The sequence below is a fragment of the Terriglobales bacterium genome (assembly GCA_035691485.1).
Lineage (GTDB): Bacteria > Acidobacteriota > Terriglobia > Terriglobales > Acidobacteriaceae > JAIQGF01.
On record DASSIZ010000060.1, the window covers coordinates 1 to 23295 of the forward strand.

21 protein-coding genes are annotated in these 23295 nt (G+C 61.0%); 8 read left to right on the forward strand and 13 right to left on the reverse strand.

The annotated features are described in order from the left end of the window. From VFI82_07435 to VFI82_07445, 3 genes are all read left to right on the forward strand, one after another. On the forward strand, window positions 1-640 hold a 640-nt coding region (locus VFI82_07435), incomplete at its 5' end, for a hypothetical protein (GenBank protein HET7184501.1). Window positions 641-748: 108 nt separating this feature from the next. Beyond that, a complete protein-coding gene (locus VFI82_07440; protein HET7184502.1) occupies window positions 749-1531 on the forward strand; it encodes an ABC transporter ATP-binding protein in 783 nt (260 codons plus the stop codon). A 121-nt stretch (window positions 1532-1652) separates the two neighbouring features. Continuing rightward, window positions 1653-2870, forward strand: a complete 1218-nt coding sequence (locus VFI82_07445; GenBank protein HET7184503.1) for an ABC transporter permease — start codon at window positions 1653-1655, stop codon at window positions 2868-2870. 44 nt (window positions 2871-2914) lie between these two features. On the opposite strand, the gene VFI82_07450 is transcribed toward VFI82_07445, so the two are convergent. Further along, the gene (locus tag VFI82_07450; protein HET7184504.1) at window positions 2915-3112 is read right to left on the reverse strand and encodes a hypothetical protein; all 198 of its coding nucleotides are present in this window, start codon (window positions 3110-3112) and stop codon (window positions 2915-2917) included. Between the two features lie 38 nt (window positions 3113-3150). Next, window positions 3151-4041, reverse strand: coding sequence for a universal stress protein (locus tag VFI82_07455; protein HET7184505.1), 891 nt, complete (start codon window positions 4039-4041; stop codon window positions 3151-3153). Between the two features lie 218 nt (window positions 4042-4259). Here VFI82_07455 and VFI82_07460 point away from each other — a divergent pair, with 218 nt between their 5' ends. Further along, window positions 4260-5108 (forward strand): universal stress protein, encoded by an 849-nt coding sequence (locus tag VFI82_07460; GenBank protein ID HET7184506.1) that lies wholly within the window; start codon window positions 4260-4262, stop codon window positions 5106-5108. 49 nt (window positions 5109-5157) lie between these two features. Here VFI82_07460 and VFI82_07465 read toward each other — a convergent pair whose 3' ends face one another. Both VFI82_07465 and VFI82_07470 read right to left on the reverse strand, forming a co-directional pair. Then, window positions 5158-8067, reverse strand: coding sequence for an AsmA family protein (locus VFI82_07465; protein HET7184507.1), 2910 nt, complete (start codon window positions 8065-8067; stop codon window positions 5158-5160). 166 nt (window positions 8068-8233) lie between these two features. Next, complete coding sequence (locus VFI82_07470; protein ID HET7184508.1) at window positions 8234-8392, reverse strand: lmo0937 family membrane protein; 159 nt, start codon at window positions 8390-8392, stop codon at window positions 8234-8236. A 199-nt stretch (window positions 8393-8591) separates the two neighbouring features. On the opposite strand from VFI82_07470, the gene VFI82_07475 reads away from it, so the two are divergent. Beyond that, complete coding sequence (locus VFI82_07475; protein ID HET7184509.1) at window positions 8592-9302, forward strand: tetratricopeptide repeat protein; 711 nt, start codon at window positions 8592-8594, stop codon at window positions 9300-9302. A gap of 146 nt (window positions 9303-9448) precedes the next feature. Here VFI82_07475 and VFI82_07480 read toward each other — a convergent pair whose 3' ends face one another. The 5 genes from VFI82_07480 to VFI82_07500 form a co-directional block, all read right to left on the reverse strand. After that, window positions 9449-9817, reverse strand: a complete 369-nt coding sequence (locus VFI82_07480; GenBank protein HET7184510.1) for a TraR/DksA family transcriptional regulator — start codon at window positions 9815-9817, stop codon at window positions 9449-9451. A 498-nt stretch (window positions 9818-10315) separates the two neighbouring features. Beyond that, complete coding sequence (locus tag VFI82_07485; GenBank protein ID HET7184511.1) at window positions 10316-11833, reverse strand: sigma-54 dependent transcriptional regulator; 1518 nt, start codon at window positions 11831-11833, stop codon at window positions 10316-10318. Window positions 11834-12122: 289 nt separating this feature from the next. After that, window positions 12123-13730 (reverse strand): ATP-binding protein, encoded by a 1608-nt coding sequence (locus VFI82_07490; protein HET7184512.1) that lies wholly within the window; start codon window positions 13728-13730, stop codon window positions 12123-12125. A gap of 154 nt (window positions 13731-13884) precedes the next feature. After that, window positions 13885-14631: a GvpL/GvpF family gas vesicle protein gene (locus VFI82_07495; GenBank protein ID HET7184513.1), complete on the reverse strand. Its 747-nt coding sequence runs from the start codon at window positions 14629-14631 to the stop codon at window positions 13885-13887. A 275-nt stretch (window positions 14632-14906) separates the two neighbouring features. Continuing rightward, complete coding sequence (locus VFI82_07500) at window positions 14907-15176, reverse strand: histidine kinase dimerization/phospho-acceptor domain-containing protein (GenBank protein ID HET7184514.1); 270 nt, start codon at window positions 15174-15176, stop codon at window positions 14907-14909. A gap of 311 nt (window positions 15177-15487) precedes the next feature. Here VFI82_07500 and VFI82_07505 point away from each other — a divergent pair, with 311 nt between their 5' ends. Both VFI82_07505 and VFI82_07510 read left to right on the forward strand, forming a co-directional pair. Then, a complete protein-coding gene (locus tag VFI82_07505; GenBank protein ID HET7184515.1) occupies window positions 15488-16618 on the forward strand; it encodes a GGDEF domain-containing protein in 1131 nt (376 codons plus the stop codon). Beyond that, window positions 16615-17811: a glycosyltransferase family 4 protein gene (locus tag VFI82_07510; protein HET7184516.1), complete on the forward strand. Its 1197-nt coding sequence runs from the start codon at window positions 16615-16617 to the stop codon at window positions 17809-17811. Before VFI82_07505 ends, VFI82_07510 begins: the two co-directional genes overlap by 4 nt. Before the next feature lie 74 nt (window positions 17812-17885). Here the strand turns inward: VFI82_07510 and aroE are convergent, their stop codons facing one another. Next, window positions 17886-19451 carry a shikimate dehydrogenase gene (gene aroE / locus VFI82_07515; protein HET7184517.1) on the reverse strand — a complete coding sequence of 522 codons (1566 nt, stop codon included), beginning with the start codon at window positions 19449-19451 and terminating at the stop codon, window positions 17886-17888. A 239-nt stretch (window positions 19452-19690) separates the two neighbouring features. Between aroE and VFI82_07520 the strand changes: the two genes are divergently transcribed. After that, complete coding sequence (locus VFI82_07520) at window positions 19691-20593, forward strand: hypothetical protein (protein HET7184518.1); 903 nt, start codon at window positions 19691-19693, stop codon at window positions 20591-20593. Window positions 20594-20705: 112 nt separating this feature from the next. Here the strand turns inward: VFI82_07520 and dinB are convergent, their stop codons facing one another. From dinB to pgsA, 3 genes are all read right to left on the reverse strand, one after another. Further along, window positions 20706-21950 (reverse strand): DNA polymerase IV, encoded by a 1245-nt coding sequence (dinB, locus tag VFI82_07525; GenBank protein HET7184519.1) that lies wholly within the window; start codon window positions 21948-21950, stop codon window positions 20706-20708. A gap of 81 nt (window positions 21951-22031) precedes the next feature. Next, on the reverse strand, window positions 22032-22613 hold the full coding sequence (gene amrA, locus VFI82_07530) for an AmmeMemoRadiSam system protein A (protein ID HET7184520.1): 582 nt from the start codon (window positions 22611-22613) through the stop codon (window positions 22032-22034). Next, window positions 22597-23247, reverse strand: a complete 651-nt coding sequence (pgsA, locus tag VFI82_07535; protein HET7184521.1) for a CDP-diacylglycerol--glycerol-3-phosphate 3-phosphatidyltransferase — start codon at window positions 23245-23247, stop codon at window positions 22597-22599. Before pgsA ends, amrA begins: the two co-directional genes overlap by 17 nt. Between the last annotated feature and the right edge of the window lie 48 nt (window positions 23248-23295).

A 23295-nucleotide genomic window follows, 5' to 3' on the forward strand; every position in this document is an offset into this window, starting at 1 on the left:
CGAGAGCGACGTCGGCCAGATCAAGGTCGGCCAGCCCATCACTTTCAAGGTTGACGCTTTTCCGAAAGACACTTTCCGCGGTGTTGTCTCGCAGATTCGCATGAATGCCACCACCGTGCAGAACGTGGTGACCTACAACACCATCATTGATTTCAACAATCCGGACACCAAGCTTTTCCCGGGCATGACCGCTTACGTCACCATTCCCGTGGCCAGCGCGTCCAATGTCGTCAAGGTGCCCAATGGCGCGCTTCGCTTTACGCCTGATCTGAAGCCCGATCAGCTTGCCGCGCTTGAGCAGCAGACTGGCATCACGCCGAAAACCGCTTCGCGCCAAGGGCGTCGAGGTGGCGGTGCGGGCGCCAAGGCTGCCAACGCGAACCCGAACGCTCAGGCGCAGCCGCGCACGCCGGCACAGGACGTAGCCATAGTCTGGAAGCAGACTGCGGACATGAAGCTGGTTCCGGTGCAGCTCAAGACCGGCATCACCGACCACACTTTTACCGAAGTTGCCCAGGTGCTGCATGGCTCCATTAACCCCGGCGACCAGCTTGTTACCGGCAGCGCGTCGGCGTCCAAGCCTTCCGGCGGCAGCTCCGCTCCAGGCATGGGCAGCGCACCGCGTGTGGGCGGACGATGATGGAGTGCGAAGCACGGCATTTCATAGCCCCGGGACGTAAGTCCCGGGTTACCACGAGGTGAAGGTAACCAAGTCCCGCAGGGACGGCACGAAACGAACAAGGGAATTATGGCAACACTAGCCCAATCCGAACTCCAGGCCGTGCAACGCGACGCTTCCGACGTGATTCGCGTCGCAGACGTTCACAAGTATTACGACCTCGGCGAAACCAAGGTCCACGCCCTGCGCGGCGTCTCGCTCGCCATCCGGCGCGGCGAATTTGTCGCCATCATGGGCTCCAGCGGCTCCGGCAAGTCCACCTTCATGAACCTGCTCGGCTGCCTCGATAAGCCCACCAGCGGGCGCTTCTGGCTCAACGGCACCGACGTTTCCGAACTGGACAAGAACTCGCTCGCCGCCATTCGTAATCGCGAACTCGGCTTCGTATTCCAGGGCTTCAACCTGCTGTCGCGTACCACGGCCCTGGAGAATGTCGAGCTGCCGACGTTGTACGCGCGTCTCGACAAGAGCGAGCGTTCCGCGCGCGCCGAAAAGGCCCTCCAGATGGTCGGCCTCGCCGATCGCATGGACCACTTTCCGTCGCAGCTTTCCGGCGGACAGCAGCAGCGCGTCGCGATTGCGCGTGCGCTGGTCAACCAGCCCTCCATCCTGCTTGCCGACGAGCCCACCGGGAACCTCGACAGCCGCACTTCAATCGAGATCATGCAGATTTTCCAGGACCTGAATGAACAGGGCCTGACCATCGTGCTGGTGACGCACGAATCCGACATCGCGCATTTTGCCAAGCGCATCGTGGTTTTTCGCGACGGCAAAATCCGCCGCGACGACGCGGTTCAGGTTCGGCCCCGCGCCGCCGACGTTTTATTGAAGATGCCGACGCTCGAGGACTAGCCTGTCAGTCTCTCAGTTGATCAGTGGTTTTGGTTCCGAACGGCTGAAAGACTGAAAGACTGGCGGACTGAAAGACGGATAGACCAGCAGACAGATCGATCGTTAGACTTAGGGTAGCTATATGGATTTCGCCGCAACTTTAAAGATCGCGCTTCGCGCTCTTGCCCGCAACAAGATGCGTTCCGTGCTCACCATGTTGGGCATCATTATCGGCGTGGGCGCCGTCATCGCCATGGTTGGCGTTGGGCAGGGCGCGCAGCAGAAGGTGCAGGAGCAGATCGCCTCCATGGGCACCAACTTGCTGTTCGTCTCCAGCGGCACCGTGACGCGGGGTGGCCTGCACATGGGCTGGGGCCAGACCAAGACCCTCATTTATGAGGATATGAAGGCCATTCAGCGCGAAGTCCCCACTGTCGCCATGGCCGCGCCGGGTGCGGGGGCGAGCGCCCAGGTCGTCTACGAAAACCAGAACTGGTATACCCGCCTCACCGGCACCGAACCTTCCTACTTCGACATTCGCGATTGGCCAATGGCCGCCGGTTCCAGCTTTTCGCAAGATGACGTTACCCAGGCCGCCAACGTCGCCGTGATCGGCGCCACCGTGCGGCAGAACCTTTACGGCGCCACGGACCCGGTCGGAAGCACCATTCGCATTGGCAACCTGCCGTTCCAGGTAGTCGGGGTTCTTTCCGCCAAAGGGCAGTCGGGCATGGGACAGGACCAGGACGACACCATCGTCATCCCGATTACCACGCTGCAGAAGAAAATCAGCGGTCAGCCCTGGTTGCAGTTCATCATGGTCTCGGCGACCTCGCAGCCGGCCACCTACGCCGCCCAGCAGCAGATCACCTCGTTGCTGCGCGACCGGCACCGCATCCGCCCGGGCACGGATGACGATTTCTTCGTGCGCAACCTGGCCGACGTCGCCGAACTTGCCGATCAGTCTTCGCGCGTCATGACCATGCTGCTGGCCTCCATCGCCGGCGTGTCGCTGATCGTCGGCGGCATCGGCATCATGAACATCATGCTGGTCTCGGTCACCGAACGCACCCGTGAAATCGGCATCCGCATCGCCATCGGCGCCACCGAGCAGGACGTGCAGCGCCAGTTCTTGAGCGAGTCCGTCGTGCTCAGCCTGATCGGAGGCGCCATCGGCATTATCTTTGGCGTCGGCTCCTCGCTGGTGATCACCAGGACCCTGGGATGGCAGGTGCTGATCTCGCCCATGTCGATCGTCGTGGCGGTGATCTTCTCCATGGCAATCGGCATCTTTTTCGGCTTCTATCCGGCGCGCAAAGCGGCTCGCCTCGATCCCATCGAAGCCCTGCGCTTCGAATAAGCACCGGCGCTTGGAGTGAAACGCTCCCTAGGCTCGCTATTGCTTCACCGAATGGGTTGCATCGCGGCGTGCGCCGGTTCCGGCGGCAGGGCTTGCGGTTTGTTTCTCTCCAGGGCGCCGAAATAGACGAGCAGCAACAACAGGAACATCACCGCCAGTACCAGCGCGAAAACCAGGCTGAACAGGTTCATGTTCGTCCATGCCGGCGGAGCATGGAAGTCGTGATGGTGAGCCGCGCGCATACTTCACCTCCGTGTTTTCCGCGTCGGGCTCGGCGCCCTCACCTTACGGTCAGCACCGGGCAGGGTGCTTCGCACACCACGCGATGTGCTGTCGACCACGGTAAATGCGTTGCCGCGAACACTGACTGCCGGTGCACGCCCATTGCGATCAGGCTGGCGTTCTGGGCCCGAGCCACGCGCGCTATGATCTCGGCCGGGATTCCAACCTCGACCACGATGTCGGCGCGAATGCCTTTCGGCACCATCTCCGATAGTTGCGTTCGTGCCTCGTCGAGTTCGCGCTCCACGAAATTCGTGGCCACGAACTCTGCGTCCGGTACGGCGCTCGCCAATACGTGCAGGAACGTCACTGGCGCCAGGTGCTCCATCGCCAGCATTGCTGCGTGCGGCAAGGCATGCAACGATGCCGCCGAGAAGTCGGTCGCAAACAGCACCCGATGCAGCCGTCCTTCATGCAGGCAATCGCCGGTCACGTGAGGTCCCACGGTGATCACCGGGCAGGCCGCGCGGCGGAATACTTCTTCCGCGGTCGATCCCATCAACAGCTTGCTGACGCCCTCACGCCCGTGGGTTCCCACCACCACCAGGTCAATTTTCTGATCGTGAATCAGCGTATCGATTGCGGGCCAGAAGTCGCCGTGCTCGATTAGTGACCGAAATTCGATCCCGGCAAGCTCCGGCCGCACGCACTCTTTCTTCATGAGTGTCCGTGCATCGCGGGCCAGGTTCTCGAAAGTGCCGGGTCCGGCGTCCATGGGGATTGGGGACAGGGGTTCCAGCGGCACCACGTGGGCCAGGAACATCCTCGCTTTCTCCTGTCGTGCCAGCGCCGCGGCGTACGTCAACGCCATCTTCGAGCAGGGTGAAAAGTCGGTTGCGACCAGGATGTTTTGCAAGGAAACGAGCGGAGCGGTAGTGACTGCAGCCATGGGACACCTCCTCCAATTGGTGCGAGAGGCACCCGTTCTGCTTCCCTTGTAGCACGGTCGCGCGTGATTTTGCGGTGACGCGGCGCACGCCCGGCACGGCGTTGTCCTCTTTCGGAACGGGACCGGCGAAAACTTGTCTTTATCGCATCACGGGGTGGGGCCATGCCGCCCCATCACGCCTACAATAGCCACGATAGCGTTCCTTGGCATTACCCTGAATGAGCTTTAAGCCTGCCATCATCCTCGCTCTCGTGGACCTAAGTCCGGCGACCGGAGATGTGCTCGCCTGGACGCGGCTGTTTGCCCAAAAAACTTCCGCCAAGGTCCGCATCCTGCATGTCATCTGGCCGCCCGCAACGCGCGTTAGCAGTCAGGAGGAAGGCGCCATTCTCCTCGACGAATTCGAAGAGCGCCGCCTTGATCTGCGCGGCTCCATCAAAGCTCACGCCCAGGAAATCCTGGGCGACATCCCTTTCGAAATGGAGGTTGGCGTGGGCCACCCGGTGAAGGTTGCGCTGGAGACCATCGCCGCCCTTCGTCCCGGGCTGATCGTGCTCGGTAGCCATGGCCACGACGGAATTACGCGCTCACTCCTCGGTTCCGTCGCCGAAAATGTTGTGCGCGAGTCGGCGTTTCCCACCCTCATAGTGAAAGCCACCGACGTTGAGCCGGCCCTGAAGACAATTTTGTGTCCCGTGGACCTCGGCGACGTGGCAGCGCAATCCCTCGATACCGCAGCCGAAATGGCCAGGGTTTTCGGCGCACGGCTGGATGTGCTCCGCGTCCTCCCGCAGTGTCCCAACGCGGATGAGGAATTGAAGGCGATGCGGCAGTGGGTGCCGGAGATTGTTGCCCAGCGCTGCCCGACTTCGGAGTCGGTTCACACCGGCGATACCGCCGAGCAGATTGTTGTCTTCGCGCGCCAGCACGACTCTGATCTCATCGTGGTCGGCGCTGAGCCACGACGATTTCTGGAGTTTACCGTGCTCGGGCGCACCACCGAGCGCGTCGTGCGCCACGGTCCGTGTTCCGTGCTGGTGGTTCGCCTTGAGCCGCGCAGCAACTAGCGGCTTCCGGAGTGGACTCTCATCCGGGTTCTAAGTTCTTCCCGACATCTCATTGCTTTGGCGGTTGTTGCTGTTGCTGCTGCTTCTTCTGGCCGAACACTTGATTCAGCACGTCGCCCAACGGGTTCTGCTGCTGTGGTGGCTGCTGCGGGGTTGCCACCGGCTGCTTGGGCTGTTGGCCTTGCTGCTGCCGTGGCTGTTGTTGCTGTCCGGCAATAGCACCCAGGATGCCGCCAATTCCGCCCTGCTGCTGCTGTTGTGTGCCGCCCTTCCCGCCGCCAAGGATGCCGCCGAGCGCGCTGCCCAGTGCACCCGGATTGGCTGCGGTCGGCAACAGGTTCTGCAACTTCATCTGCGCGATTTTCTGCACGTCGGGCGCGACCCGCGGGCTGCTGAATGTTCCCGTCAGCAAGATAGGAATCACCAGTTCACCCTGCTGGTTAGCGAGCGCCGTCTGCATGAATCCCCCGACCTGCGAACCGCCCACTTGCTGGCTCAGCGCCTTGGTAAGCACGGCGGTGACGTGCATGTTCAACTCCTCGGTCGCCAGGTTCACCGCACCCTCGGCGCCAAGGCTGCCGCCTGGGATCAGGGCTTTCAAATTGTTGGTCTGGGCCAGGCCGTTGACCACGTTGAAATTTCCCGTGAGCTGCACGATGTCGGTAAAGGCCTCGCTGCCGGTTGACGACGGCGATTTCAGCCCGTTGCCCACGAATTTTCCGACATTCGCCAGCTGGTTCAGCAGATCAATGTGGGCCAGCTTTCCCTTCGTCAGGTCGATACCAATGGTGCCGTTGAGCGTCCGCGCCATGTCGGCGGAAGATGCCGCCCGGAAGTTCGCATTCGCGTTCGCTGCCAGCAAACCGTAGAGGGTCTGTTTTATGGAGCTCACTGACGAAAGCAGCTTGTTGGCGTCCACCTGGTTGAGCTTGGTGGAGACGGTTACGGCCATCGGCGTCGGACGCATGTCCACGGCGATGCTGCCGATCTGCTGGCCGCCATACAGCCCGGCGGTAATCGGCGCCAGCCGCACGATGCCGTGATCGAACACAACGTTGGAGTGGACTTGCTGGAGCTGCAGCTGATCGTAGACCAGGTTGCCGATCGTAACGTTTCCCCCGCCGGAGATTTTATCCACCAGGGTGGGACCTGCGGCGGGCGCGGGGCGGGCCTGAGCTTCGGCATGGGGAACCAGGTCGAGCGACGTTCGCTTCCGCGGTGGCGGCGGCGCGCTGCTCATCACCTGCTGTAACTTGACCACATCCACTTGGTCGGCATTGAGCGTGAACTGTAACTGCGGCGCATTGAAATTCCGCGCTGTCAGGTTGCCGTTGAAATTGCTTCCCGCCAGACCGGCGTTCAGGTTGCTCAGCGTGGCGGCGTTCTGGCTGAACTGCAGGTCGGCGTTGCGGATTGCAACCGGCTGTGTAATCTGTGGCGTCTTCAGCGTCGCGTTCGAAATTTTCCCGCTGCCGCTGAATGTCATCGAATTGCTGTCCTTCATCGGGCCGGTGGCATGCAGGTCGAGCGAGATGGTGCCGGTCCCGTCCATGCCATCCACCGACGAAACACCGTACGCGCGCGCGATCGCCAGCAGCTCCGGAATGCTGGCATTGCCGGTTTTTACCATCGCATCCACCAGCGGCGATGGGCTGGTGTAGTTCGTCAGCCCGAATTGCACGCTGACTTGCGTTCCGCCACTCTTGGCGGTGAAAGGATTGGAGCGGATGTCGCGCGGCGTGAGCGTCAACTGGATGCCGCTGATCTCTACCGGCTGCTTCAGGTCCCCGCCGCTCACCTTGATGTCCTTGCCGGACAGGTTGCCGTTGAGCGCGGGCTGGCTCAGCGGTCCTTGCGCGCGCACGTCGGCGGTGATATTGCCGTTCACCGTCATCGTGGGATTGAACGCCACCCCAAACGCTGACGCCAGCCGGGCCACTTCGCCGATCGCAGCATTCTGCGCCGTGACATGCACATCAACGTTGGCGGGCGTGGCGCCGCCGTTGATGTTCCCGGAGATCGACACCGGCGTGTTGCCGAGCATCAGCTTCGCCTGATCGATGTGAATGTTGTCGTTGGCAAGCTGGTCCGTGAACTTGTAGTCCATCGAGATGGGATAGCCGATTTTCACATTGCGGACGACCCCGTCCTTCAGATCAAGGGTGCCCTGCGAGCTCAGCGTACCGTTCTCGTTCTTGAGGGCGATGTTTCCCGAAGCGCTGCCTTCCATGCCGTTGAGCGAGGGCACCGCCAGCGCCTTCTGGATTCCCCCTAACGACACTTCTTTCAACTCCAGCTTGCCGTCAAAGGGTGTCTTGAGCATGTCGGCCTGGTTGATCGGGCCCGTCTTGCCGCTGAGCGCCATCGTTTCCTTGCCGGGACCGGGCAAATGCAATGCGGCGGAGAAGTCGAACGGCTTGCCGGGCGCGTAGTCGTGGAGCGTTACGTCGATGTTGTTGTACACGCCGTGGAAGTGCTTCTGGTCGTCAACGAGCGTGACTTGGCCGTTGGAAATTTTCAGATTCGAGAGCACAAAGCCCTGGCTTTGGTCGGGGTGCTGCTTCGGCGCCTGTTGCGGTCCAAGCGTGGAAAAGTTCCACACCCCCTGCGCGCTGCGGATGAGCTCAACCTTGGGATTCTTCAGGTCGAGAGAGTTGATTTGAACGTCTTTGTGCAGCAGGGGGAGCAGTTTTACCGATGCGTCGATGGCATCCATGCTGGCGAACGGGCCATGCCCGAACTGCGGCGCCTCGCCGATCACCACGTTATCCATGCGTACGGTGGGAGGCATGAGCGAAAGATGCATCTGCGCAAAGCTCACCGGGCGTCCGAGAGCTTTCTCGAGTTGCGTCTGCACCATGCCGTGGTAGCGGTTGATGTCGAGCACCAGCGGTACCACCACGATGACCAGCACCAGCAACGCGATGAGAATTGCGATCACAATACCAAGCTTGCGCATAAGAACTCCTTGTCCCCGGGCACAGAACCAGAGACACCACCGCCACACGATAGCAGGTACTTTCCTGGGTGGGAGCGGTGCTTCTAAGATTCGAAGCGCAAACGGTGCAGCACGGTTGTACAGGAAGTGCCTGCGGCCATCTTCCGGGGCCCGGCTTGGATTGGCCCTACGCCGCTGTTGTTCTACCGCCGCGGACGAAGTGCAGAATCAGTGAGATAACCGCCACGATCAGCAGGATATGCAGCAATCCCCCGGCGATGTGAAAGATCGCCCAACTGAAGATCCAGGCGAGTATCAGCACCACGAAGAGTATCAGGAAAATCATGCGACCTCCGGCTTGCGGACTGCTCCTCCAAGTTGGAGAGACCGGGACCGCTGCAGGTTGTACGCGAGTACCCGCTGCCGGCCTTAAATCCTGGCAATTGACGCTGCGGAATTGGCCCTGCTAGACTTTCAGATTCCGGGCCGTGCGCGCAATACTCATGCGTGCGGCATCCCTCCTCAACAGTTAAGGACCCAACAAAGTGCGCAGTTCAACAAGACATCAGCTCAAACAGGATCAATTCACCGCCACCGCCAAAGAGACCTACTCGTGGGCGGTGGAGCACCGCAGCAAACTGGTTTACGGCGCGGGGGCGATCGCCGTGGCCCTGCTGATCGTTCTCGGCGGCTGGGTGTACATCCAGCAGCAGGACGATGCCGCGGGCGTGGCGCTGGGCCATGCGCTGCAGGTTTATCGCGCTCCCATCACCTCTGCCCTCGAAGCGCCCGCGCCGGAGATGACTTCCTTCAAGTCAGCCCAGGACCGGGCGAAGGCTGCTCGTTCCGAGTTCGCGCAGGTGGTGCAGAAGTATCCGCACACGCATTCGGCGGACATCGCGCGCTATTTCATGGGTCTTGCCGACCAGGTTGCGGGTAACATGGCGGCTGCGGAACAGGAACTCAAGCAGGTGGCGGACAAAGGCCACTCCGACATTCCGGCGCTGTCGAAGTTCGCGCTCGCCTCCGTCTATCGCGCGGAGGGAAAGGACCCGGAGGCGGTGACGCTCTACAGGGATCTGATCGACCATCCTGCCAATACCGTCTCCAAGGCGCAGGCTCAACTGGCTCTGGCTTCCGTGTACGAAGGCAAGCAACCTCAGGACGCGCGCAACCTGTACCAGCAGGTGCAGAAGGAAAACCCCGATAGCCCAGCCGCGCAAATCGCCGCCACCCGCCTCGCGGAATTGAAATAGTAGATATCAGCGCCCGCCGCAACGGTTGAGCTCTGCGTGGGTGGCCCACTCTTGCGAGCCCTGGCCCGGGTAGGGCAGAGCTTCAGCCGTGCCACTCGGTGTTGGCCCAATTTGTGAGCGCAGGAATCCGGCTGAGCCAGGATGGCTCAGGATGTCATTTCTTCGAGCTGGCCTTTTTCCAGTTTTTCCTGGCATTCAATGCAGTGGCGGGTCCAAGGCACGGCCTCGAGCCGCTTGGGATTGATGTCCTTCCCGCAGGAAATACATTGCCCGAATGTGCCTTCGCGAATCCGGCTGAGCGCCCCCTCCACCATTTGCAGCAGTTGGCGCTCGCTGTTGCTCTGGTGGAAGAGGAACTCCTTGTTGTAGGAACTGGCGGCACGGTCGGCAATATCCTGCGCGGTGTCGAGATCGCTGGCGCGGCCGTCCTGTTCCGTGCGCGAAACATTCTTGCGCAGCTGATGCTGCCGCTCTTCCAGCTTCTTTTTGAAGTATTCGACCTTCTTCTTTTCCATGCGCCCGTTCTTCTCCCCCTCGGCTTACCAGAATTGCGCCAGATGCAGGGGCAAACCAAAAATGATATGCGCGCGGCGGAGAGGGCGTCAACAGCCACGGCCCCGACTTGGCGCATCCGGCCGTTCTGTTTTGGACCGGGCCGCCACACCCTGCAATAATTCCCCGCAAATTAAAAGCGGCCCCTTTCGGGGCCACCATAAAGAGGCAAGGGAGGGGGGAAAGTCAGGGAAGGCGATGCAAGGTGCCGGTCAAACACCCGGTACATAGAGATTGGACAAGTCGACAATCAAGGAAGAGAATCAAAGTCATTTTTGTTACGGCCTCTTTTGTTGCGGTTCTAAGCTGCACACGCGCAGCCAAAAACCTGCGGCGTAGGCAACGATTTCTGGCCAGCATGAAAGCTATTGGTGGGAAGCAAGTTAGCTCGGACGACGGCACGATTTGCACAGCTTATGGTTGCTTGAAAAAGTGGCCAGGTCGGTATACGCCTACTCACACTATGCACTGTGCTGCTTATTTTTGATCTGGTTCTGCTCTTCCATCGCCTTCAGCTTGTTGAGCAGGGCCTTGTAGCTGACTTTCAGAATCTTGGCGGCCTGACGCCGGTTCCAGCGGGTCTGGGCGAGTACGCGTTCGATCGCTTCGCGCTCCGCTTGCATGGCGGCGCGGCGGCCGATTTCCAACAGCGAAGGCATGTCCATCTCGGTCACGTGGCCATTGCCGTTGTCCGACGGAGCAGGTTCCGGTGAGGGACCCTCCACGGCTGCCCCTGCGGCCGCTCCGCCATCGTTCTGCTTGATGCCCCAGATCGGGCTATTGACGGAACCGGTCGAGGCCATGATCGGCTTGTGGGTGGAGAGTTCGCGGATGATCTGCGGCTCATTTCCCACGATCACGTAACGCTTGACCAGGTTCTCCAGTTCCCGGATGTTGCCCGGCCAGTTGTATTCCATCATGCGGCCGACCGCATAATCGCTGAACGGCGCCGGCTGCTTGCCGTAGAACTCGCTGTACTTGCGAAGGAAGAAGTCCAGGAATACAGGGATCTCTTCGCGGCGTTCCCGCAACGGCGGGATGTGAATGGTCACGACATTCAAGCGATAGAAGAGATCTTCTCGGAACATGCCTTCTTCGACCGCCCGCTCCAGCGGCTTGTTCGTCGCCGCCAGGACGCGGACATCCACCGCGATGTCGCGCTTCCCGCCTAAACGGGAAAATTCGCCATCCTGCAGGACGTGCAAAAGCTTGGCCTGCAGCGCCGGATGCATTTCGCTGATTTCATCCAGGAATATGCTTCCGTAATTGGCCTGGTCGAATTTCCCGAGCTTCTGCCGGTTGGCGCCGGTAAACGCCCCGGGCTCGTAGCCAAACAGTTCGCTTTCCAGCAGTTCGTACGGGATGGCGGCGCAGTTGACTTTGACGAAAGGCTTATCGCGGCGCCCGGACTGGGCGTAGATCATGCGCGCCACTACTTCCTTGCCGGTGCCGCTTTCACCCCGGACGAGCACCGTGGCGGTCGTGTCTGCCACCTGCTCAATCGTCATCTTCACTTCTTCCATCTTGGGGGAAGTGCCGAACAGCATGGAGAAGTCGGCATGACGGCGGACCTGTTCGCGCAGTTGCGTGACTTCGCTGACCAGGCGCTGCTTGTCCATGACTTTGGCGATGCGGACCTCGAGCTCTTTCGGCTCGAACGGCTTGCTGACGTAGTCGTCGGCGCCCAGCTTGGAGGCCTTGAAGATGAGCGCAGGGTTATTCTGGGCGGAGAGCATGATGACCGACACGTCCGGTTTGATCTGCTTGATTCGCTCCAGGGTCTCGATCCCACCCATCCCGTTCATGGCGACATCAAGCAGCACCAGCGCGGGGTCGTACACGCGAAACATGCGAATCGCTTCTTCGCCACTGCCCACGATGTTCACGTCGAAATTGTGGCGCCCTAGATAAGTGCTGAGGTACCGCGCCATGCTGGCATCGTCGTCAACGATCAGGACTCGCGTTTTCTGCGACTGCATCCACTTCCTCCCGGACTCGTCCACCAAAGCAGAGGCAACTCCGCTACCAAAACAGCAACCGGATGACACTATTGGGAAGCTTCTTCCCGTCAATTTCCTCAATCAGTGGCACCGGAGTTACCGTTGTTCACAACGCTAACAACCTGTGAATCAGCCATTTGAGGGCCCCTACGCGTCATTAGTGGAACCCCGCGCCCCACTCACCAAGCGCCGGCACGCTCCGCCGGCAGAATTCAAAGTAGTTGGTATTGTACTCCGGTTCCATATGTTGGCACGAAAATATCCAAAATCAGGCGGACACGGCACTTGTGACCTTCTGATTCCCGGCGTCCACCGGCAGCGTAAAGAAGAACCTGCTGCCCCGCCCCGGCGCGCTTTCCACGTTCAGGGCGCCGGAATGTGCCTCGACGATGCGGCGGGCGATGGCCAGTCCCAGGCCGCTGCCCTCGCGGTGACGCTTCTTTACCCCCTCGTGAATCTGGGCGAACTCATCGAAAATCTTCTCCCGTGCTTCGGGCGCGATGCCGATCCCGGTATCGCGAACGGAAATCTCCACCGCCCGGGTCTCAGGAAGATGTCGGACAGCCACATTGATCAAACCTTGGGCGGGAGTGAACTTCAGCGCGTTGCCGACCAGATTGACCAATACCTGCTCGATTCGTTCTGCGTCAGCAACGATTCTGGGCAGCCGTGCTGGGACCTCCATGGACAAGCGGATGTCCTTGGCACGTGCTTGCTGCTGGAACAAGGCAATTACGCTGCTGACGACCTTTCTCAGGTCGGACGGCGCGTAATTCATGCGCATTTTACCGGACTCGATCTGCGTGATGTCCAGCATCGAGTTCACCAGGCGAATGAGGCGCTTGCACGCTGCCATCGATTCGCGCAGCGTGTCCTTTTCTTCATCCGAGAGGCGATCGTTCAGGCTCTCTGCGAGCATCGAGTTATAGCCCAGGATAATGCTCAGTGGCGTGCGCAGTTCGTGGGTGGCGACGCTCAGGAACTGCGACTTGAGCTTGTCCAGTTCGCGCAGTTTCGCATTCGCCGACTCGAGTTGCTGGTTGTTGCGTTGCAGTTCGGCGAATAAGGTGGCGTTGGAAAGCGCCAAGGCAGTCTGACCCGCCAGCGAACGCAGAAAACGCTGCGCCGAGGCGTGGAACTCAAATGCTTCCGCGCCGTTTTCGGCGCACAGCACGCAGATAAGCTGGCCATTGGCAAGGCCGGGCACGAACACGTAGGACTGCACTTTTCGCGCGGCGGCCCAGCGCTCGGCGAGGGCCACATGGTCGGAGTACCCGATGATCTCCCCGCGCTCCAAGCGAGGCGCAATGGAGGCATCGCGAAAAAGCCGGCGAAGCTCGTCTTTGATGTCGGGCCCCGATGGCGCCAAGTTAACCAGGATCGCGTTCGCGACGCCAAGCACTCGCCGAACCGCTTCGGTAACTTCGGCGGTGATGGCCTGCGGATCCAGCGAAGTGGTCAGCGTGCGGCTGATGCGGTACAGCGTGTCAATTTCGGAAAACCGCTTGCGCTCCAGCGAACGGCGGACGGCGGCCTTCAGGTCTGCGACCTCGGTAGGCTTGAGCAGGTATTCGTAAGCGCCGCGCTGCACCGCCTCCAATGCCGAATCCACTGAGCCGTAGCCCGTCATCATTACGGTCACGGTCGAAGGCGAAGTCTTTCGGACTTCTTCCAGCACCTGCAGGCCATCCACGCCGGGCATTTTCAGGTCGGTCAACACCAAGTCGTAGCGGGTGGAGCGAATCGCCTGGATGGCCTGCTCACCGCCGCCCGCCGAGTCCACGTCGAAGCCTTCCTGCTGCAGGATGGCAACCACGGTCAGGAGCACGCTGGCTTCGTCGTCAACAACAAGGATCTTGGCACGAGGTAGAACCATGGGGAACGGCCCGCAGCTGAACAGGCCAGTAGCTGCTCAGTTGGATGCAAGCTAGGCCAAGGAAGGCTAGTGCCAATCGCGGGTAGAACAGCGGGGAAAGACACAAAAACCGGGGTCATATGCCCCGGTTTCAGACCTCCACTGCGGACGGCAGCTAACTGTTTCCGGTTACCGTGCGCAGCTTGTTGGGCGTGAAGTGATAGGGCGGCCAGGGGCCGCTGATCGCGACCTGGCAGTCCTTCAACTGGCGCGTAGCCGCGCTATACCGGTTGTGGTACTTGGCTACGGTTTTGGAGTCGATCAGGTGGGCGATATCGATCAGAAGCCCGCCCGAATCAACCTTCTTGCAACTGATTTCTTCTTCCAGGGGGGAAAACAGCTTGTGCACCTGCACCGACACAGCGCGCGCCTTGCTTTGCCGCTCTCGATCGCGGGTGGCAATTTCGCGCAGTTTCGTAAGGTACTCACTGCCGGCTGACAGCGGCAGGGTTGCGTCGGGTAGGACGTCGCGCAAAGACTGGCCATGCACCATCACCTTCAGGTGCATCTCCGACTTGCCCTTCAGGCGCGCAACGCTCTCGGTGAACGCCTTGCGATTGGCGCGCACCGCGCGGCGAAGCGCTTCGTCGGTGTCAAAGACGGTGCCGAACCTAAAGGGAAGCACGGTGGTGTTGCGGAAGCATTCGCTGATGACGCGCGCATGCTCCAGTACCGCTTTCTGGTCCAGGTCCCCGCTACGTTGATACGAGCTGACAATGACCGCAAAATCGCCGCTGGGATATCCCAAAACGGGAGAGCCGGCAATACCTGTCATGCCGGGAATTGTGTAAGGACGACGCACGCGCGCGCCGTTCGTCAGAAACGCCTGCTGCTCGGTGATGCAGTATGCGTACCACGCCATGTCGATTCTCCGGGCTGGGCGGAGGCAAACGACTGCCTCGCGGTAGGTGAATGGGCCTGCGAACGGAAGCTTCGGCTAGGTACCGCTGTTTTGTTAAGGGCACGGGCTGATGCCCTACTGCCTATGCTATCCCGGGTACATACCAGCTAGCAACTGAAATTGTGCATGTGGAAATCGCAAACCGAGGCTGAAGGCGACTCCGGCTAAAAGGTAAGGGCCCGGCGCCCTCGCTGGGGCTGCCTGGGCGAAATCCAGCGCGCGCGTCCGGGACCGGATTAGGCCGTCGCCGCTCGCCGGCTTGAGGCCACCGTGGGGACGGACGTATTCGGTTCGTCCCCCCTCTCCTCGATGATCGCGCGGGTGGCGCGCAGGATGGTGGCGATCACCGTGATCTCCTCATCTGCGATGCGTAGGTAGCGCTGCAGGAGCGGATCCTCGGTCTGGCAGCAGGCCAAGTACACGGCATTGCGAATGGCCGCCAGCGGGCTGTTGATCTGGTGACTGAGTTCGGCGATCAGGTACTGTTGATCCTTCGAAATATCCATCTCTACACATCCCTGTTCCTGCCATCCGGAGTAGCTGCACGAGTGATTCCAGGAGACGGAACTGTAAGGCACACCTGCTCATAGCATCGCTTGTGGGTACATCGACTTGGGTAACCGGTTGCCGCAATGCGGTTTCGATGTGCCCAATGTCGGGACCGGCATCCAAGATGGGGTGGTTTGGTGCCGTCGCGCCGCCTGCGAGTTGCCGGCGCGGAGAGCGGCAACCGCTCAGAGAACAAATACAATATGGCCGCCTCACGGGTCCGGGGCTAAGTGGTACGGGGCGTGCTTTTCCTGAATGGGGTTGAATTATGCCCAACTCGGCTATGGCGTTCGGATTGGAAACCCCGGATTCGTGCCCGCCAGAAATGTTCGTGGTCGAGGTGTTTTCCGAACTCAACCAGGAGACTGTCGAGCAGCGCTGGCGCGAAATCAACGTAGTCTTGCGTCTCAGCATGCTCGCCGGCCTGCCCATGCAGTTCAGCGCCACCCTGAACCTGCTCTGCGACTTTGCTGCCGAAATCGTCACTTACGACCGCGCCCTGGTCTATTTCTGGGAAGAACCCGAGGAGCAGGTTCACCTCCGGGCCTCCCGCGGCTTTGACCTTGGCCCCAAGGATTTCCTGGATCGCGGTAATATCCTGAACTTCTGGGCCGCTAAATACAGCCGCCCGCTGCTGGTCACCCAGGGGCACAACATCCAGGCCGATGCTTTATTGCAGTCGGTGGACGCCTGTTCCGCTCTGGTGATCCCGTTGCTGGTGAGCAATCGCCCCTTGGGATCGATGCAGTTGTTCTCTTCTTCTCCTGCTGCCTTCACCCGCGAAGACGCGCACTTGTTGTGGATCTTGTCCCTGGTCGGGGAGAACCTGCTGACGCGCGAGTATGCCAACGAGGGACTGATCACCTTCGCCTTTACCGACTTTCTCACCGGCCTCAAAACACGCGGCTACTTCGAGCAACAGCTCGAGTTGGAGATCAAACGCTCGGAACGAAAGAAGACCCACTTCGCACTCTTGATGATCGACATCGACTTTTTCAAGCAGCTCAATGACAACTACGGCCACCACGTTGGCGACCAGGTGCTGCGCGACGTCGGTTCCATCCTGATGAAAGACATGCGCGAGGTAGACACGGTGGCCCGTTACGGCGGCGAAGAATTCGTTATCGTGCTGCCGGAAACCAGCGCCCCCGGCGCCATGCTGGTCGCGCAAAGGTTGCGCCGGGCGGTGGAACAGACCCGGTTTTTTGCCGGCTCCCCCCGCGCAACCGAGCACCTGACCATCAGCATCGGTGTAGGTGTGTTCGATGTCGATGCGCAGTTCAAGCGCGAGTTGATTGAGGCCGCCGACGCTGCTCTCTATGCCGCCAAACGCCGCGGCCGCAACCAGGTCGTGCTGTTCTCCGATTTGCCGCGCAAGACCCAGCGGGAGGCGTCGTGAGCCTTTTGCCATGGTCGGTATCGGTGCCCCGCTATTGGCCGGAGGCGGCGGCGGCGGCCGAAGAGCGTCCCATTCGTCGCTGGTCGGTGCTTCATGCCTGCGATGAAGTCGGCATCACCGCAACTGTCGCCGAAGCGCAGATCGCCTCGGGTATGCGGCCCTCGATTCTGACGGCGAGGGGTTGGTATCGGCCCCTGGCTCACCAATCGGATCCCGTCTCCGCCGTTTCCCTTATTCATGAATGGCAGCAGGTGCGGCTCTGGCGGCAGCGGTTGGTCAACGAATTGGTGGAAGACTGGGCCGAGGTACTGCACGCTCACTGTTTTGCCGCCGCGATGGCGGGGCTGCGGGGCAGTGCAGCCGTCGTCTATGACCTGGCGTGTAGCCTGGGGGCCGGCATTTCCCCGAAGCCGTGTGCTTGGCTGTTGCGCTCGCTGCGGCGAGCAGAACAGTTCGCCTTGTCACGTGCAGGCGCGGTGGTCGTGCATTCGCAGGCCATGTGGACGCAGGCGATCCAGCGCGGTGTAGAAGCGCAAAATTTGTTTCTTGTGCCCGATCCGGTCGAGCCCGCCGATTTCATCGAATCCCACGACGACCGGCGCGACGCAACCATCACCTTGTTTGCGCCGGGTAATCACCACCATGAATTGCTGATCGAGGCCTTCGCGGCGCTCGTCGGCGAGATTGATAACGCGCGCCTTCTGCTCGAGGCGGATTCCGAGCGGGCCGAGTTGCTGCTCGCGCAAGCGGCTGAGGCCGGCATCGTCAGGTCAGTCGAAGTCATCTCCGCCGCCCAGCGTGAAGGCGCATTGTCCCAAGCGGACATTGTCATTGCCTCTGCGCCTGGCGATGATTCCCCGGGCGCTACGCTGATCTCCGCGCTGCTTCACGGCCGGCCTGTACTCGCTGCCGACGTTCCGCAACATCGCGAGGTGACCCCACAAGGCCGCGGCTGCGTCTGGTACCGGAATGATGATGCGCGTGATCTCGCCGGGCGTGCCGCCTTCCTCGCCCGTAACCGTGATTTCCGCGCCGCTCTCGCCATCAGCGGCCGCGCCCACCTGCAGGCGACCCGCGGCCGCATGGTTATTGCGCGCAAGTACGACGATGTCTACCGCCACGCCTTCCAGCGGTGGCATCGCGACACGTTGGATCCGTTGAGAAAACTGGAAATTGCGCAGGCCTGCTTTTAGTTCGATACAAATGAAGAATTCATCGGCGCCGGACCTATGGGATTGGCGCCGCAGCTGTCTCTAGCTGCCCCTGGCTATCTCTTTTTGTGATTGTTCCCGTTGCGCGCCCGCGTGGCGATGGCGGCCAGCACTTCGTTTTGCATCTCCGGAAGCGGCGCCGGCTTGCCCGTCCAGATTTCAAATTGCCGCGCGCCTTGATACACAAACATCTCCGAGCCCGGGATTACCGTCGCACCTTGCGCTCGCGCCAGGCGGGCAAAGCGCGTCTCCGCGTCCGTGTACACCATGTCCAGGACAAACTTTGCCTTGCTCTCTTTTTCGTTCAGGGGCGAGGCTTTAGGGTCGGACATGCCGACCGGCGTCGCGTTGATGATCACGTCGAAGGAGAACTTTTTCAGGTCGCTGCGCTTCAGGACCTTGGCTTTGGCTTGGCGAGCCAGTTTTTGCGCCGGCGCGGAAGAGCGATTCAGGATGTAAACCTCGGCCCCGCGCGCCTTCACTCCGAAGACCGCGGCCCGTGCTGCGCCTCCTGCCCCCAGCACCAGCACCTTGGCGCCCGCCAGCGACATGCGCTGCTCCAAAGGCTGGACGATGCCGGTTACGTCGGTATTGAAACCGTACAGCTTCCCGTCCTGGGCGCGCACCAGGGTGTTGCAAGCCCCGGTTTTCTGAGTCAGCGTGTCACTGTTGTCGAGATGACCGACGATCTCCTCTTTATACGGCATGGTGATGCTGAGCCCATGGATCGGGATCTCCTGCACGCATTTCAGCAGGTCGGAAACGGTTTTCGCGTGCAGCGCCAGGTAAACCGCATTCACATTTTCCCGGCGGAACGCGGCGTTCATCATCTGGGGCGACAGCGAGTGCGACACCGGGTCCCCCGCGACGCCGTAGATCCTGGTCGCCGTGTCCACCTGCTCGATGCGGTAAACATCCTGCAGCATTTTGGCCGTGATCATGCCGGGAGCCGTCTCCTCCCCGGGACTGGCGGCGGCAAAGGTCCACAAGCTCCCCGCCCGCAAACTCAGGATGCGGCTGATCAGGCCTTGCTCACCCATGCAGACACCGATTACGGAATGCGTATTGCGGGTCTGCTCCAAAAATTTCATCATCGCTACGTTGTCGGCGAGGTTGGTCGCGGTGGTAACGATCTTGTAATAGTCGGCAGAGAACTGCTGCATCTTCGCGAATGTCGCTTCGATCTTCTTCGTGGCATGAAAATCGTGAAACGAAAGGATTAGTGACGCCCGGCCGCGCAAACGTTCCAATTCGGCCGGCTTCATCGCCGAAGCGCTTTGCAGTTCGAGGTCGATTAACTGGCAGCCGTTGGCGGCAGCCTTCGTCAGGACATCCACCTCGGCGGCCAGCGAACCGCGGAATTTCCCCCCATTCACTGCCCGGCGACAGGTCCCGATGGCCACCGCTTCCGGGTGATAGCTGAGGAACCGGCGAATGTGCGGGAGCGCCAGGCCGGGGCTCTTCAGATAGTCTAACCTGAACTCCAGGAAGGAGTTATCCCGCACCATGGCTTCGGCCTTCTCCACCATCTCGGCCGCCGAAGCGCCCGCCACCGGCACGCAGACCCGGGGCAGCCGCAGCGGCAGGGGCCGCGGAACGAAGCTGGTGTTTGCTGCGCTCATTGCTTCTGGGCCAAACCGTCTGGGCCGAACGTTATGGGCCGAAAATGTGCAGCATCTTACACATGCACCATAACAGATGCAATGAGCGATTCCGCACCCGGAAATCGGTCCCTTCGCGGGCGCAGTACCGGAAGGGTAAACACGCCCGTCGTTGACCCTCGGTAAGCTGTTTGTTAGCGTTCCAGTTGAGGTACTGTCTGCGCACGTCCAGCCGTGTTTTGGCACGCGAAGGAGGCGGTATGAGGATTGTGGCGTTGCTGTTGGTATTGTCAGCGCCGTGGGCTTTTTCGCAAGAACCGGCTGCGCCGGTGCATGGGAGCAGCAACCTGACCCAGCGCGTGCAGGCGCCGAGCTACTCCGACATGTATTGCTCCGGATTCATCAGCAAGCAGGGCTTTCCCGCCGCCAACTATGTCGCCGCCGGTGCGGAATCGCCGAACCAGACGCAGTTCCGGCAGACCGACGTCCTCTTCCTGGACGGAACCGGATATACCGAAGGTGCTCGCCTCTCCGTGATCCGTCCCTTGCGTGACCCGAACCGCAGCCGGGCGTATCCGACGCAGGCAGCCAGCATTGCCGCACTCGGACAGCCTTATGCTGACTTGGGTCGGGTGCGGGTGACTGCCCTCCGCGGCAAGATGGCGATCGCAGTGGTCGAGTTCAGCTGCAGTCCCATTGTTCCTGGCGACTTGGTGACCCCGTTTGAGGAGAAGCCGCCGGTTGCTTATCGCCCGAAGACGGAATTTGAGCGCTTCCCGGCGGCAGCCAGCAGCGTGACCGCCCGCATTGTCATGGCCAAGGATTTTGATTATCTCGTGGGGGCGGGGCAAAAGGTGTACATCAGCGCCGGTGCCGACAAAGGCGTGAAGGTCGGCGATTATTTCCGCGCGGTTCGTAACTACGATCCCGCGAAGATGGACGCAGTCGACGCCCTTTCTCTGAGAGTGCCGCAAAGCGAAGAGACGCAACAGTACGGCACGGAATTGAGCAAAGCGAAGTACGCCGAGCTTCCACGGCGCGCCGTGGCGGAAATGATCGTCCTCAACGTGACCCCAACATCTTCCACGGCGTTGGTCACCTACTCGGTGGAGAACATAATCGTAGGCGACACCGTCGAGTTGGAAGGCGGCGGATCTCAGTAAGTTTTTGCCGTGTCGAATCGAGCGGCGCCTGCGGGCGCCGTTTTTTTTGCGAAAAAGGTTTCGGAGGCTGGAAGGTTTCGGAGGTTTCCAAAAACCGTCTGCCCGCCAGCCCCTAGCCCATGTCTTTGTCTTTCTTTTTCCCCGGCAGCGCGGCGGGATTTTCGTGCGTGCGCTCGCGGAATGTCCCGCTCATCCCGCTGGCCAGCGAGACCGCGGATTCCCCGAACTTGTCGCGCAGACGGTCGGCCGCGGAAAGCGCCTGATGCCAACGCTGGTGCCGTTCGGCGTCCAGTAAGCCTATCTGGCCCTCGACGGTCTCCAGCGACGACGCCTGCACTCCCAGCAATCGCACTTTGCCCCCCGCGCGCCAGTTGCGTCGAAACAGGGACCGCACCTGCTCGCTGATCTCCGTGTCCAACTGCGTTGCAGTGGCCAGGGTGTGCGCCCGCGTGATGGTCGTAAAATCCTGGTAACGCAGCTTGAGTTGAATGGTGCGAGCGTGCAGCCCGGCTTCCCGCAGCCTACGCCCTACCATTTCGCTCAAGTGTGCCAGCGTGGATTCCAGCTGCGGCAGTTCTGCGGTGTCTTCGTTGAAGGTATGTTCGTGGCTGATGGACTTCGCCCCGACATCTTCTCCAATTTCGCTGTCGAACCAGCCGCCGGCATCTTCGCCACGCGCTTTGCCGGCCAGCGCCAGCCCCCACTTTCCGAACCGCTCCTCGAGCACGCCATCTTCCAGCTTTGCCAGGTCGCCGACTTTGAAAATAGACATGGCGTGCAGGTTCTGCTCCGTGACCCTGCCCACACCCGGAATTTTTCGAATGGCGAGGGGCGACAGGAACGACGCCTCACAGCCCGGCAGCACCTGCAGCACGCCATTGCGCTTGGCCTGGTCGGACGCAACCTTGGCCACCAGTCGCGAACTGGCTATGCCGATGGAACAATTCAGCTGCGTCTTCTTCTTCATCGCGGCGTGAAGGTTGTGCGCGGCGCGCAACGGCGGGCCGTGCAATCGCTCCGTGCCGGTCATGTCGAGGTAGGCTTCGTCGATGGAAGCCATTTCCACGGCCGGCGAAAAAGTCGTCAGCACTTCCAGCACTTGGTGCGAGCACTCGCGGTACCGGTCGGGGTGGCCATCCACGAATACAGCTTCCGCGGGAAGCAGTTTGGCGGCGGTGCGCAGTGGCATCGCCGAGTGCACGCCGAACTTGCGCGCTTCATAATTGGCCGCCGCCACCACGCCGCGCTCTTCCCGCTGCCCGCCAACTACGACCGCTTTCCCCTTCAGCGAGGGATCAAACAGTTCCTCGACCGAAACGAAGAACGCGTCCATATCGACATGGAATACGGTGCGCACGTTGGCCCTGAGCACAATTATGAATCAAGAAGTCAGAATGAAGAATGGACGAAGCATTCTTCATTCTGACTTCTTGATTCTTCATTCCCCAAACACTTCCGCGGTGAAGGCTTCCATCACCGCACCGCGCTGCCAGGCGTCGGGCGGCGCACCGGCCTTGAGGCAGGTTTGCTCGAGGAAAATCCGCCGGTCCCATCCGTGTTCGACCGGCACTTGCGGCAGCAGCAACCCGCGTCGCGTGCCATAGGTGAGGACCAGGCCGTGCCGCCCGATCTCGATTTCCTCGCACGCAATCGGCTGCAGCGGTGAGAGCACGCTGATCTCGATTTTAAGCAGTGGCGCTTCTTCCGGAGTTACCGGTGGAAATCGGATGTCGTGAAATGCAGCAGCCACTGCGGCTTCTGTGACCGCACGGTACAGCGGGTAGATGGGAAATACGTAGCCGACGCAACCGCGCAGCTCGCCTTCGAGATAAAGCGTAGTGAACGCGCCCCGGTTTTCTTCCAGATGGCTGTATGGCGCCAGCGCCTTCAACTCAGTTCCGTGAAGGCTTGCTGCAATCGCCTGGTGCGCCAGCGCCAGCAGAGCGCTGCGTTCTTCCGTCGAAAATTCTGCAGGGGCGGCTGAGATGTGGGTCGCGCTGTCGCTAGGTAATTGCGACATCACGCTTTCTCCGCCGGCTCAGGATAAACGCGCGGCGCTGCCGGCGTACCACTTGCCGATCGATCTTGAACCAGAACGCGGCGAAGTAATCGACCGCTGAGACCAGCGACAGCGTCACCATGAACCAGATGCCCACCCGCGCCAGCACATCCAGCGGGAAGACGAAGCGGCCGAACTCCCATTGCAGCCAGCGGTGGTCGAGAATGCAGAGCACCACGACCACGATCTGCACCACCATCTTCACCTTGCCCAGGTCGCTGGCGTCAATGGTGAAGCCCTGTTGCGCGGCAATGGAGCGCAGCCCGCTGACCAGGAACTCGCGTCCAATGATCACCACCGCCATCCACGCCGGCACCACGCTCGGATTCAGTTGCACCAACGTGACGAACGCGGCGGCGATCAGCAGTTTGTCCGCCAGCGGATCCAGCAGCATGCCCATGGTGGTGATCTGGTGGCGCCGCCGGGCCAGGTAGCCGTCAAGTCCGTCCGTAATTGACGCGGCAATGAATACCGCCGAGGCCAGCACTTCGCGCTCCCCGCGCACGCCCATCGCGAACCGACTGGAGGACAGGATCCAGATCAGCACCGGAACGGCGAATATGCGGGTAAGCGTAATGTAGTTCGGAAGGTTCAATTCAATACCGCAAGCCCGTGCGTGGACGCGTCCGCGCTCTCAGTGCTC